This is a genomic window from Arthrobacter sp. ISL-28, from assembly GCF_018613875.1.
GTDB lineage: Bacteria > Actinomycetota > Actinomycetes > Actinomycetales > Micrococcaceae > Arthrobacter.
The window spans coordinates 136549-149364 of record NZ_JAGGPJ010000001.1; the positions used below are offsets into that span (position 1 = coordinate 136549).

Here is a 12816-nt window from a genome sequence, read left to right on the forward strand (position 1 = left end):
GGGAGCCCGCCGGGGCCGTCAGCCGTCCCCCAGCAGCCCCCGCAAAGTGTCAGCGTTCCGCACCGCGTTGCCGCCGCCGTCGTTATTGAAATAGGCGTACACGTCCTTGCCGGCGCCCCGCCACTCTCGAATCCTGTCGGCCCACCAGCGCAGGTCGTCGTCGGAGTACGAGCCGCCGTACAGGTGCTGGTGGTCCGGACCATGCAGCCTGATGTAGACGAAGGGTGCGGTGGCTCTCAGGATGCACGGCAGGTTGGCGCCGCTCATGACGCAGTAAGCTGCATTATGCCGCTCCAGCAGTCCGTAGACGTCAGCGTGGTCCCAGCTGGGATGGCGGAACTCCACAGACACGCGGATCCAGTCCGGCAACGCGGTCAGGAAGTGATCCAGCCGGGCGTCGTCGCGTGCCAGGTCCGGCGGGAGCTGGACCAGCAGCACGGCGCGCTTGTCGCCAAGTTCGTGCCAGCACCGGGAAATCCGCTCGATCCAGACCTCCGGGCCGAAGAGCTTCTTGCCGTGGGTCAGGCCGCGGGGAGCCTTGACAGACAGGGCGAAGCCGTCGGGAAGGCGCCGCCGCCAGCTGGCGAAGGAGGTATCCCGCGGCCAGCGGTAGAAGCTGGCGTTCAGCTCCACGGTGCTGAACCGTGCCACGTAATGCTGCAGCCTGTCCCGCGCAGGAAGCCCAGGCGGATAGAGCACGTTTTCCCAGTGGTCGTAGCTCCAGCCGGAGGTTCCGATATGCACCGCCATCGCCTAGGCCTCGCCGGCCCGCTCCGAGGTGTGCGGGGCGACGGCCTGTTCGCATCTCCGGCGTTCGAGCCAGCCGCCTATCCGCTGACGCCGGACGGAGGTCATCACTCGAAGTGCGTTGTCAGTTTTCCGCCGCCCGCAGACTCGACGATCGCGGCGGCCACATCGCGGAGCTTCATGTTGCGGTTGCTCGACGCGGATTTGATAAGCCTGACTGCCTCGTCCTGGCTGCAGCGGTTCTGCGCGATGATGATGCCGACTGCGGTGTCGATGATGGTCCGCGACTCCATTGCCGCCTTCAGGTTCGAGGCGTTGTCGCTGTGCTGGGCCAGCAGGACGGCGAGTTGGAGACCCTTCGAGGCCTGGCGGACGTAGCTCACGGCGTTCTCCACGGCGGCGGCATCAAACACATTCGGCTTATCAGAGTAGAGGTTGAGGCCGGCACGGGCAGTGTCGCCCGGGAGGTCGAACGGGACTGCCAGGACTGAACGGATGCCGTTCTTGAGCACGGTCTCGTTGTATTCAGGGAACTCCGTATCCAGTTCAAAGTCCGGAACGTGAACCAGGACTCCTTCCCGGCACGAGCGAAGGCAGGGACCGTCGCCAAACTGGTACTGGATCTCGTCGACCGCCTGGGCCCGCTCGCTGCTGCTGGCCACGGTACCCGCCGTCCGATGCCTCAGGAGCGTAATCCCGCAATGTACCTGGTGCGGCCCGGACAATTTCTCGGCCGAGTAACGGGCCAGTTCATTCAGGAAATTTTCAACGTCCTGGGTGTCCAGCAAGAGATCCTGGACGTACCCCACCACGTCGGTCTCGTTCAGGCGACTTTCCAAAGGAGGCTCCAGTTCTGCCCTGTCGTTCGGCGACGCCGGAATGACAGGTTCAAAGGTCAGGTTCCAGGGGCAACTGCTCACCTAAGATCAGGCTACACCCCGCCCGCTCTCGTGCGGACGTGTCAGCTGTGGCACTGTAAGGGCATGGTACGCATCGAGGATTATGCCGTAGTGGGTGATCTGCACACCGCGGCCCTGATCAGCACCGAAGGCTCCATCGACTGGCTCTGCCTTCCGCGCTTTGACTCGCCGGCCTGCTTCAACGCGCTGCTGGACACGCCCGAGTCCGGGCGCTGGCGGCTGGCGCCGGCCGGGGCATCAGAATGTACGCGCCGTCGCTATCGCCGCCACACTCTGATCCTGGAAACAGAATGGGAAACAGAGAAAGGCGCCGTACGGGTCATCGACTTCATGCCTCCGCGCGACGAGGTGGCGGACATCGTCCGGATCGTGGTGGGCCTTCGCGGTCAGGTCAGGATGAAGGGCGAGCTTGCCCTGCGCTTCGATTACGGCCACATCATGCCGTGGGTACGGCGCGACAGCCACGGACTCCACGCCATTGCGGGCCCGGATTCCGCCTATCTGGTGACCTCGGCTCCGCTTCGGGGCGAGCGAATGCACACCGTGAGCGACTTCACCGTCAAAGCCGGGGAGCGTGTGCCCTTCGTGCTGACCTGGGCTCCGAGCCACGTCCACAGGCCGCGCTCCGTGGATGCGGAGCAGGTCCTGGATTCCACCGAAATGTTCTGGCGGGAATGGGCCGGCCATTGCAAGGTGACCGGTCCGTACAAGGAGGCGGTCGAACGCTCGCTTATTACCCTTAAGGCGCTGACCTATGCCCCTACCGGCGGCATCGTTGCCGCCGTGACCACGTCACTTCCCGAACAGATTGGAGGGCCGCGGAACTGGGACTACCGCTTCTGCTGGCTCCGCGACGCCACGCTGACACTGCAGGCACTGCTGGCCGCTGGTTACACCGCAGAGGCCGCGGCCTGGCGTGATTGGCTGCTTCGCGCGGTTGCGGGGGACCCCGCGGACCTGCAGATCATGTACGGCATCCATGGAGAACGCAGGCTGCCCGAAATGGAGCTTCCCTGGCTTGCCGGCTACGAGAACTCATCGCCTGTGAGGATTGGCAACGGCGCTGCGGGGCAGCTGCAGCTGGACGTCTGGGGCGAAGTGCTGGACTGCCTGTCACTGACCCGCCATTCCCTCCTCAAGCACACAGACGAGGCCTGGGACGTCCAGGTGGCCCTGATGGAGTATCTCGAAGGTGCGTGGGACCAGCCAGACAACGGGCTGTGGGAAATGCGCGGGCCGCGCCGTCACTTCACCCATTCGAAGGTGATGGCCTGGGTTGCCGCGGATCGGATGGTCAAGGGCGTCCGGGAATCCGGGCTCCCTGGACCTGCCGACCGCTGGGAGGCGCTGCGGGACACCATTCGTGCCGATGTCATGGCCAACGGCTATGACGCGGACCGGAACACCTTCACCCAGTCCTATGACCGTCCTGAGCTGGATGCCAGCCTGCTCCTCATCCCGCGCGTGGGGTTCCTGCCCCCGGATGACCGCCGGGTGATCGGGACCATCGATGCCATCCAACGGGAGCTGACTGAGGACGGTTTTGTGCTCCGCTATCATCCACAGGACAGCGATGACGGCCTGCCAGGGGGAGAAGGCGTCTTCCTCGCCTGCTCCTTCTGGCTGGTCGAGGCGCTGCTCGGCGCCGGACGGAAGCGGCAGGCCACCGAACTGTTCGAGCGCGTCCTGGCGCTCCGCAACGACGTGGGCCTCCTGAGCGAGGAGTGGGGAGTCCAGAGCGCCCGACACCTGGGAAACACGCCCCAGGCGTTCAGCCACTTCGCCCTCGTGACCAGCGCCTTGGAACTGCATCAGCAAGACACCCGGCAGAGCGACAAGCCCCTGCCCTCCAAGGCTGGAACTGGTTCATAGCTACCGGTTTTTTTACTGATTTCCTCGTAACTCGGCAACTTCCGTAAGTATACTTACTAATACCTCGCCGACGGCGAAAGAAGGAGGAGCGGTGCAATGTCTGGATATTTCGAGCTTGTCGACGCCCCTGACGGCGGCTACCGGATCCGACTGCTGGACGGCACGGGCGCGCTGATGGCAGTGTCTGTCACCTTCCCCACGAAGCGCGCTGCCGTCGCCGGAGTAGCCCGGGCGCGCGAAATCGCCGGAACCGGCCTCATCCGTGACAATTGCAGCGACGCGGTGATGCGGCCTGCCGACCGGCGCACCAAGTCCGCCCGTAAATCATCGGCGTCCGGATCCATCGGCACCCCTGCCCGACGTGCGCCCGCCCGCTCACAGGCAGAGCGCTGAGGCGCTGCGGGGATGCCGAACCATCACGCCGCGGGCCTGCGCCGCAAGGGGGTCCTGTTCGACGTTGACGGAACGTTGATCGACTCCAACTACATCCATACGCTCGCCTGGTGGCAGGCCTTCCGCCAGTCTGACTTCGATGTTCCGATGGCACGCATCCACCGCTGCGTGGGAATGGGCGGTGCGCGCCTTGTGGACCACCTACTGCCGGAGGAGCGGGACAAGGACGGCGACGAAAATATCCTGTCCGCCCATGCCGGTATATTCGGAACGTACTGGCCCTCCCTGCGGCCCTTTGAGGGGGCGCGGGACTTGGTGGCCCAGTGCTGCGAGAGTGGTCTGGCGGTCGCGCTTGCGTCGTCCGCCCGGGACCAGGACCTCAAGGCCCTGCGCTCCAGTCTGTCCGCCGATTCCTTCATTCACGCGGCCACAAGCGCCAATGACGCCAAGGAAAGCAAGCCGGAGCCGGACATCCTGATCGCGGCCCTGCATGCCGTGGGTCTCGACGCCTCCGATGCTGTTTTTGTGGGGGACGCCGTCTGGGACGTTTACGCGGCGGCCAGGCTCGACATCCCCACCATTGGGGTGACGTGCGGCGGCACCAGCGAGGCCGAATTGCGGGAGGCTGGCGCGATCGAAGTGTACCCAGGTCCCCTGGAGTTGCTGAATGGCCTCAGGGACAGTGCGATTGGCCGGCTCCTTGCCGGCTAGGACGACCTGGTAGCTAGGACGACCTGCTGATTGCCTAGACGGCGCCTGAGCCGGTTTTGGCCTGGCCGGGAGTGGTTTCGCCGGATGCCGGGGCGCCGGCCTCGGCCTCATCGGCGTAGGCGCCTTTGTTCCATGCCACCGAAACCGCAACCGATCCGTCGTCGTTCCTTACGACCTCGGTGACGACCTCCGAAACCGCTGCCCCCATCGCCAGGATCCTCGCACGATACGTCGTGACCAGCTCCTCGAGGCTCGACTCCGTCCACTCTCCGGGGCGCATCCGGGTAGAAATCTCCACGGGTTCGGGCTGGTACAGCGTCATGATGATGCCTTTCCTTCGGGGCCGGGACAGTTCCTACGCTAGGAGCCTTCCCTGGCCGAAACAAGAGAGAAACCAAGCCGCGCTGCCTTTCGCGACTGGGTATCCAGGGACCGGTGTGACTATCCGGGAAATTGCTAAGCATGCTGATCTTCACATCGGTTCTGATCGGCGCTACGGTCGAAACGACCCGCTGTGCAGCTAGAGAAGTTGTGCAGCTAGAGGAGGGGCGTCGTGAAGGCACTGACCTGGCAAGGCAAGCGCTCGGTGAGGGTGGAAGAAGTTCCGGACCCTGTGATCCAAGAGCCTTCGGACGCGATTATCAGGATCACGTCCACTGCCATCTGCGGTTCGGATCTCCATCTCTATGAGGTGCTGGGCCCGTACATGCACAAGGGCGACGTGATCGGCCATGAGCCGATGGGCATCGTGGAAGAGGTGGGCGCCGGCGTCACCAACCTGGCCAAGGGCGACAGGGTGGTGGTGCCATTCAATATCGCCTGCGGACAGTGCTTCATGTGCCAGCGTGGCCTGCAGTCCCAATGCGAGACGACCCAGGTAAGGGAAAAGGGTTCAGGGGCCGCGTTGTTCGGCTATTCGGAAATGTATGGCTCCGTTGCGGGCGGCCAAGCAGAGTACCTCCGCGTTCCGCATGCCGACTATGGTCCCATCAAGGTGGATAAGGAACTGCCGGACGAACGCTACCTATTCCTGTCCGACATTCTGCCCACAGCCTGGCAGGCCGTGAAATATGCGGATGCGCCGGACGGCGGGACCCTCGCCGTGTTCGGGTTGGGGCCAGTCGGACAGTTCTCGGCGAGGATCGGGAAGCACTTCGGCCTGCGCGTCATCGGGGTGGAACCTGTGCCCGAGCGCCGGGCCATGGCGGCCCGCCATGGCATTGACGTTCTGGACTACTCCAAGGGCGTCGCCGATGAGCTGCGGGAACGGACCGGCGGCCGCGGGCCCGATGCAGTGGTGGATGCCGTCGGCATGGAAGCCCACGGTTCCCCCGTGACAGGGTTCGCGCACCAGGCATTGGCTCTACTGCCGGACAAGCTGGCACAGAAGGCCATGGAAACCGCCGGTGTGGACCGGCTCGCGGCCCTGCACGCAGCCATCGACTCCGTCCGCCGCGGCGGAACCCTCTCCCTGAGCGGCGTCTATGGCGGAATGGCCAGCCCCATGCCGCTGCTGACGATGTTTGACAAGCAGATCCAGCTCCGGATGGGCCAGTGCAATGTCCGCCGCTGGACGGATGAGCTGCTTCCGCTGGTGGAGGACGACGCCGATCCGCTGGGTGTCACGGACCTGGTCACCCATCGCGCGGGGCTGGCTGAGGCGCCTGCCCTGTACGAAAAGTTCCAGAAGAAAGAGGACGGCTGCATCAAGGTTGTCCTTCAGCCCTAGGGCGGAAGTTTTCCGGGCTTCAGCAGGGGGCCCGGAAGCGCGGCCGGCGGGGGCTAGTTCTCCCGCCAGTCGTCTGTTGCGATGTGGGATCCTGCCTGCGGGCCCATCTGGAGCATGCCGCCGTCGACAGCCCAGGAAGCTCCCGTGACGTAGCTCGAAGCGGCGGAGGCCAGGAACGCGATCACGGCGGCCACCTCCCTGGCATCACCCGGCCGGCCCAGCGGGACTCCGGGCCTGTCCTTGGTAGTTGGATCCTCGTCCGTCTGGCCCGTCATGGGCGTGGCGATTTCGCCTGGCGCGACTGAGTTTGCGGTGATGCCGTGAGGTGCCAGTTCCAGCGCGATGGTCTTGATCAGGCCGCCAAGGCCGTGCTTGGAGGCATCGTAGGCTGAGGCGCCCACCCGGGGTTGGGTTTCGTGGACGCTGGTCACGGCAATGATGCGGCCGCCGCGTCCGGCGGCGACCATCCGTCGGGCGGCCGCCTGGATGCAGAGGAAGGCCCCGTTGAGGTTGGTGTCCATGGTGTTGGCCCACGTGTCGTAACTCAGGTCTAGGAATTTTTTGCCGTCGCCGGTCCCCGAATTGTTGACGAAAACGTCCACCCCGCCCAGTTCCTCGGCCAGTCTGTCGATGACTCCCGCGCAGCCCAGGAGATCGGTGGTGTCGAGCTGCCGGACCACGGCGTTGCGGCCCGTGGCGCGGACCTCCTCGGCGGTCTTTTCGGCCCCGTCCTTGTCCGAGTGCCAGGTGATGCCGACGTCCAGGCCGGCCTCCGCCAGTGCCACCGCGGTGGCCCTGCCGATTCCCGAGTCGCTTCCGGTGACGATGGCGGTGCGGGGGGAGAATTCCATGGGGAGGGTCCTTTCGCTGGTCCTGCCTGTTTATGCCCCCACGTCCACGACGCAGAAGCGGTTTCCGTCCGGGTCTTCCAAAACGATGAAATCGGCGTTCTCGGGGTAAAGATCCCAGTCCACCTTCGAAGCGCCCAGTTCCAATAGCCGCGCCACTTCACCCGGCTGGTCGTCCGCGTAGAGGTCCAGGTGGATGCGCGGGTGCTCTTGGACTGGCGTCTCGCTGAGCATGAGGGCAAGATGGGCGCCCTCGCCTTTGTGCGGGACCAGCACCACCCAGGTTTCGTCGCCGTCTTCCCGGGTCACATAGCCCAGCGCATCACACCAGAAGGCCGTGGCGCGAGTGACGTCGTTGACCCCCAGGACAGTCGTTCCGATCCTCAGCATGCTTACATGCTTCCCCGGGGCCAGCCCTGATGCAAGGGCTCGTTCAGCACCACCTGTTCAACGTCTGTTCGGCAGCTTCCGCCATTTCCAACACCAAGGGATGGATGTCGGCGACGAACGGGGCCGGCGGATATGTCGGGGCCATGGCGATCTGGCGGGTGCCGTCGGCGCTCGTGAGGGCCACGGTGCCGTAGCCTTGCACATCCCCGATGCCCCCGTAATAGAAGTCATTGGTGCACGTGTCGTTCCAGCTCCACACGCCGAGCCTGAAGCCGGTGAACACGGGACCCTTCAACTGGTCGAAGGTTTCAGCTTTCAGGAGTTTCCCCTGCACCAGCGCGGTGTAGAAGGTGTTGACGTCGGCCACGGTCGAGATCATGCCGACGGAGGAACCGGCATAGACGGGCGGGTACGCCGCATCGAACCGCTCATCCTCGATGGTGATGTAGCCGTGAAGCAGCTCTTCGGGAGGGTTCCCCGGCCTGCTCATGAAGGTGCCCGTCAAACCCAGCGGCCGGATAATGTCGTCCCGGAGCACTTCGGCGAGAGGACGGCCCCGGACTTCCTCAAGCAGCAGCACCAGGGCCGCGTTGTTGCTGTTGGACCACTCGAAGCCCTGCGCGAGCTTCCGTTTCCAGGGTGTTTTCGCGGCCAGGGCAAGGCGGTCTTCGGGGGCCAGCCTCGAGGCGAACACGTCTTTGAGGGGTTTGGAACTCCACAGCGTCCTGGAGTAATCCGGCATTCCCGATTCGTGGTCCAGGAGTTGGCGCACAGTCACGGGCTCCGGCGGATGCATGATGCCGTTGAACCTGGCCAGGTACTTGCTGACCGGCTCATCGATCTGAATGCGACCCTCCTCGGCGAGCTTCAGCACTGAAACTGCCAGCATGGACGTCGTCAGTTGGGCCACGTGGGTGGCATCCGAGAGCTGCGCCGGCTGCCTGCTGTCCAGGTTCCGAACGCCCAGGGAGCGTGTCCATTCTGTGCGGCGGTTCCGGGCCTGGATCAGCAGGGCCGGGGCGCCCTCATCCATCATGTCCTGGCTGAACTCCTGGAGCCGGGCAAAGACGGCGGCGGACGAGGCGTCATCCGGCAGCTTTGGTGCCGGGGTGCAGCCTGCGGTGGCGGCCGCGAGCGCTGCAGCCGCCACGAACGCCAGAAGGCGCCGCACTGCGGAAGAGTGCCGGATTGGGGAAGAGTGCCGGATTAGGGAGCAGTGCCGGATTGCGGAATAGTTCCAGACAGCGGTGCGGTGCCAGGTCGCGGACATGCCATTAAGTCCTTAGTGCCGACCGGCAGGTGCACCAGGGTGGTCGCCGCCGGCACCACACATGTTCCTCGCACGCTCCCGGCCGGTCAACAGCAGCGGCGGCCCCGGAAACGCGCGGACGGCGCCGGAAATGCGGGATCGCCGGAAGCCTGCGGCCAACCCGCGGGCCTCCGGCGACCCCGTCGTCGGCGTCGAAAAGGCGAACTACGTCAGCCGGATCTGCCGGTTGACGTCCTTGTAAAGGAGGTAGCGGAAGTTGCCCGGCCCGCCGGCGTAGCAGGCCTGCGGGCAGAAGGCGCGGAGCCACATGAAGTCCCCGGCCTCCACCTCCACCCAATCGTCGTTGAGCCGGTAAACGGCCTTGCCCTCGAGGACGAACAGGCCGTGCTCCATCACGTGGGTTTCGGCGAACGGGATGGAGGCCCCCGGCTGGAACGTCACGATGTTCACGTGCATGTCGTGCGCGAGGTCGTCCGGATCCACGAAGCGCGTGGTGGCCCAGGCGCCGTTGGTCCCCGGCATGGGGCGCGGCTCAACGTCCTGGTCACGGGTGACGAAGGACTTGGCGGTGTAACCCTCGAGCGGCTCGTAGGCCTTGCGGACCCAGTGGAAGGACGCTGCGTCGGTGCCGTCGTTGCGTACCTTCCAGTCCGAACCGGCCGCGAGGTAGGCGTAGCCGCCGGCTTCAAGGTGGTGGATCTCGCCGTCGAGCGTCAGCGTGAGCGAGCCGGTGGTGAGGAAGATGACGCCCTCGACGCCGGCCTCCACCTCGGGCTTCTCGCTGCCGCCGCCGGGGGCCACTTCGACGATGAGCTGACTGAATGTGGTGGCGAAGCCTGCGATGGGACGGGCGATGATCCAGGACCGGGTCTTCTCCCAGCCGGGCAGGTTGCTGGTGACGATGTCGCGCAGCACGCCCTTGGGAATGACCGTGTAGGCCTCCTTGACCACGGCCCGGTCCGTGAGGAGCTGGGTCTGCGGCGGCAGGCCGCCTTCGGGGGAGAAGTAGTTGCTCATGAGTTCGCTCCTTGCGGGGTTGCAGAAAGATGGGACGTGTTTGCGGCCAGCCGCGGGTGGGCCAGGCCCCTGAGTCGGGGGAGCCCGACGCCGGCAAGCGCCAGTACTTCTTCGGCACCTACGGCTCCGCACTGGACGCCCCGCAGCACGAAGGCGGCCAGGGCGCGGGCTGTGGCCGGTTCGTCCATCACGCCGCCCTCCGTCTGCTCGACGTAGTTGCGGAGACGGGCCGCGGCGGCCGGGAGGCCCTGCCGGTAGAACGCGTACGTTGCAGCGAACCTGCTGGGCAGCTGGGCCGGATGCAGGTCCCAGCCCTGGTAGTAGCCGCGTTCGAGCGAACGCCGGACGAGGCGGCCGTGGAGCTGCCAGGCGTTTTCCACATTGTCACCCACGGGGATGATGTTGGTGGAACCGTCCGAGAGGCGGATGCCCGTGCCTGCCACGGCCAGCTGCATGACCTCCTTGGCGAAGTCCGCGACGGGGTGCTCCATGGACTGGTACTCGGCCGAGATCTGCAGCGACGCCGAGTAGTCATACGTGCCGTAGTGGAGTGCGCTGATCCTGCCGGGAACTGCGTGCGGGAGCTGTGCCACCGGGGAGGTGCCCTCCGGGCCGAGGATGAGCTGCGGTGTTTCCACCTGCACCTCAAAGCGGAGCCGTCCGGCGGGGAGCGAATGCACTTCCTCCAGCCGTGAGACGGCGTAATCCATCGCCTGCACCTGGGCAACGGTGGTGACCTTGGGCAGCGTCAGGATCAGTCCGTCCGGCAGCTCGCCGGCGGCCGCCAAACCGGAAACAAACAGGTCCAGGGTGCGCAGGCCGCGGGCGCGGGTGGGCGCTTCGAAGCACTTGAAGCGGATCCCGATGAACGGCGGAGCCGTGCCTGCCGAAACCGCGGCGGCCACGGCGGAAGCCGCAGCGACAGCGGCGGCGTCCTCGGCGTCGTCGCCCCTGTCCCCGTAGCCGTCCTCAAAGTCCAGCCGGAGATCCTCTATGGGCTCGGTGGTGAGTTTGGCTTCAACGCGGGCTGCGACGGCGGCTGCCAGGGCACGCTCCTGGCCCAGGAGATGCCCAAGGCGGACGAGTCCGCCATGGGCCTCAGCCAGCGCGAGCGCCTGGGCTCCCCAGTCCGCCGCGAACGACGGCGTGAACCGGTCCGCGGGGACGTAGACCGTGTGGACGGGCTGGCGGGAGCCGTCGTCGCCCGGGTAGTTCCGTTCCAGCAAATGGTCGGTAGCCGCGAGCTGCGAGTCGATCCGGGAGAGATCGGCCGCGCTGAGTGATGGTTCGGGTACCGCCATGACTCAGCCCACCAGTTCGTAGGCCGGGGTGGTGAGGAAATCGGTGTAGTCCTCGGAAAGGCAGATGTCAGCGATCAGGGCACTGGCCGGCTGGTAGTAGCGCTGGAATGCTTCCTCACCCACCTCGCCGCGCAGTTTCTCGGTCTCCTCGGCCAGGATCCTGGTCACCAGTTCACGCGTCACGGTGTTGCCGGTGTCCGCGAGGACCACCTCGTTGCGGATCTGCTGCCACACCTGCGAGCGGGAGATTTCCGCGGTGGCGGCATCCTCCATGAGGTTGTGGATGGCCACAGCACCGTTGCCCGAGATCCACACGGCCGTGTAGGCCACGGCGACGTACAGGTTCAGGCGCAGGCCGGCCTCCGTGACCTGCCCGTCGGCGGAGGCGATGTCCAGCAGCTGCCGGGCGGTCACGGAGACTTCCGGCCGCTGCTTGTCCAGCTGGTTCGGCTTGTCGCCGAGGACGGAATCGAACACTTCCCGGCAGACCGGGACGAGATCCGGGTGGGCCACCCAGGAGCCGTCGAAGCCATCGTTGGCCTCGCGGGTCTTGTCGGCGCGGACCTTCTCGAAGGCCTGGGCCGTGACTTCGGGTTCCCGCCGGTTCGGGATGACCGCGGCCATCCCGCCCATCGCGAAGGCGCCGCGGTGGTGGCAGGTCTTGACCAGCAGTTCCGTGTAGGCGCGCATGAAGGGTGCCGTCATGGCCACCGTGGCGCGATCCGGCAGCACAAAGCTGGCGCCGGCATCGCGGAAGTACTTGATGATGCTGAACAGGTAGTCCCACCGGCCGGCATTCAGTCCGGAGGCGTGGTCGCGGAGCTCGTAAAGGATCTCGTCCATCTCGAAGGCTGCCGGAATGGTCTCGATCAGCACGGTGGCGCGGATGGTGCCCTGGCCGATGCCCAGGAAGTCCTGGGCGAACACGAAGACGTCGTTCCACAGGCGTGCCTCGAGGTGGCTCTCCATCTTGGGCAGGTAGTAGTACGGACCGTGGCCGTTGAGCACCAGCTGCTTGGCGATGTGGAAGAAGTGCAGGCCGAAGTCCACGAGGGCACCCACGGCGGGTTCGCCGTCGATCAGCAGGTGCCGTTCCTCCATGTGCCAGCCGCGGGGGCGGGCCACCACCACGGCCAGCGGGGCGTCGGTGCGGAGCCGGTATTCCTTGCCCTCCGGCGACGTGTAGCTCAGTGTCCCCGTGGCGGCATCGCGGAGGTTCAGGATGGCGTCGATGACGTTGGCCCACGTGGGGGTGCTGGCGTCCTCGAGGTCCGCAAGCCACACCTTGGCACCCGAGTTCAGGGCGTTGATGGCCATCTTGGCGGGGGACGCTGGGCCCGTCATTTCAACCCGGCGGTCCTGCAGGGCCGCCGGTGCCGGCGCAACCTTCCAGTCGCCGTCGCGCACGTCCTGGGTGTCCGGCAGGAAGTCGAGGCTGCCGGTCCTGGCCACGTGCTCGCGCTTGGCGGCCCGGGCCTTGAGGAGGTCGGCGCGGGTGCCGGCAAAGCGCTTGTGGAGTTCCTCCACGAAAGCCAGCGCCTTGGGGGTGAGAATCTCCTCCGCACGCTCGATCGGCCGGGGGTCTGTGACTGTGATAGCCATTGTTGGTCCTTTCCAG

The 12816-nt window shown here is 65.9% G+C and carries 13 protein-coding genes; 4 read left to right on the plus strand and 9 right to left on the minus strand.

Annotated elements, in window-relative coordinates; translation table 11 throughout:
* Nucleotides 1–18: 18 nt before the first annotated feature.
* Nucleotides 19–750, minus strand: a complete 732-nt coding sequence (locus tag J7E80_RS00670) for a DUF72 domain-containing protein (RefSeq protein WP_215049547.1) — start codon at nucleotides 748–750, stop codon at nucleotides 19–21.
* 104 nt (nucleotides 751–854) lie between these two features.
* Nucleotides 855–1586 carry an ANTAR domain-containing response regulator gene (locus J7E80_RS00675; RefSeq protein WP_215049585.1) on the minus strand — a complete coding sequence of 244 codons (732 nt, stop codon included), beginning with the start codon at nucleotides 1584–1586 and terminating at the stop codon, nucleotides 855–857.
* Nucleotides 1587–1730: 144 nt separating this feature from the next.
* Between J7E80_RS00675 and J7E80_RS00680 the strand changes: the two genes are divergently transcribed.
* The 3 genes from J7E80_RS00680 to J7E80_RS00690 all read left to right on the plus strand — a co-directional run bounded on the left by J7E80_RS00680 (nucleotide 1731) and on the right by J7E80_RS00690 (nucleotide 4643).
* Nucleotides 1731–3539, plus strand: a complete 1809-nt coding sequence (locus J7E80_RS00680; RefSeq protein ID WP_215049548.1) for a glycoside hydrolase family 15 protein — start codon at nucleotides 1731–1733, stop codon at nucleotides 3537–3539.
* Between the two features lie 96 nt (nucleotides 3540–3635).
* The gene (locus tag J7E80_RS00685; RefSeq protein WP_215049549.1) at nucleotides 3636–3932 is read left to right on the plus strand and encodes a DUF1508 domain-containing protein; all 297 of its coding nucleotides are present in this window, start codon (nucleotides 3636–3638) and stop codon (nucleotides 3930–3932) included.
* Between the two features lie 12 nt (nucleotides 3933–3944).
* On the plus strand, nucleotides 3945–4643 hold the full coding sequence (locus J7E80_RS00690) for an HAD family hydrolase (RefSeq protein WP_215049550.1): 699 nt from the start codon (nucleotides 3945–3947) through the stop codon (nucleotides 4641–4643).
* A 34-nt stretch (nucleotides 4644–4677) separates the two neighbouring features.
* On the opposite strand, the gene J7E80_RS00695 is transcribed toward J7E80_RS00690, so the two are convergent.
* Complete coding sequence (locus tag J7E80_RS00695; RefSeq protein ID WP_215049551.1) at nucleotides 4678–4965, minus strand: hypothetical protein; 288 nt, start codon at nucleotides 4963–4965, stop codon at nucleotides 4678–4680.
* Nucleotides 4966–5196: 231 nt separating this feature from the next.
* On the opposite strand from J7E80_RS00695, the gene J7E80_RS00700 reads away from it, so the two are divergent.
* Nucleotides 5197–6372, plus strand: coding sequence for a zinc-dependent alcohol dehydrogenase (locus J7E80_RS00700; protein ID WP_215049552.1), 1176 nt, complete (start codon nucleotides 5197–5199; stop codon nucleotides 6370–6372).
* Nucleotides 6373–6425: 53 nt separating this feature from the next.
* Here the strand turns inward: J7E80_RS00700 and J7E80_RS00705 are convergent, their stop codons facing one another.
* The 6 genes from J7E80_RS00705 to aceB all read right to left on the minus strand — a co-directional run bounded on the left by J7E80_RS00705 (nucleotide 6426) and on the right by aceB (nucleotide 12800).
* Nucleotides 6426–7223 (minus strand): SDR family oxidoreductase, encoded by a 798-nt coding sequence (locus J7E80_RS00705; RefSeq protein WP_215049553.1) that lies wholly within the window; start codon nucleotides 7221–7223, stop codon nucleotides 6426–6428.
* A 30-nt stretch (nucleotides 7224–7253) separates the two neighbouring features.
* On the minus strand, nucleotides 7254–7610 hold the full coding sequence (locus J7E80_RS00710) for a VOC family protein (protein WP_215049554.1): 357 nt from the start codon (nucleotides 7608–7610) through the stop codon (nucleotides 7254–7256).
* Between the two features lie 43 nt (nucleotides 7611–7653).
* Nucleotides 7654–8781: a serine hydrolase gene (locus J7E80_RS00715; RefSeq protein ID WP_215049555.1), complete on the minus strand. Its 1128-nt coding sequence runs from the start codon at nucleotides 8779–8781 to the stop codon at nucleotides 7654–7656.
* A gap of 303 nt (nucleotides 8782–9084) precedes the next feature.
* Nucleotides 9085–9897 carry a bifunctional allantoicase/(S)-ureidoglycine aminohydrolase gene (locus J7E80_RS00720; protein WP_215049556.1) on the minus strand — a complete coding sequence of 271 codons (813 nt, stop codon included), beginning with the start codon at nucleotides 9895–9897 and terminating at the stop codon, nucleotides 9085–9087.
* Entirely contained in the window at nucleotides 9894–11198 is a 1305-nt protein-coding gene (locus tag J7E80_RS00725; RefSeq protein WP_215049557.1) for a DUF6986 family protein, read from the minus strand. Before J7E80_RS00725 ends, J7E80_RS00720 begins: the two co-directional genes overlap by 4 nt.
* Nucleotides 11199–11201: 3 nt before the next feature.
* Entirely contained in the window at nucleotides 11202–12800 is a 1599-nt protein-coding gene (gene aceB / locus J7E80_RS00730) for a malate synthase A (protein WP_215049558.1), read from the minus strand.
* Nucleotides 12801–12816: the final 16 nt, after the last annotated feature.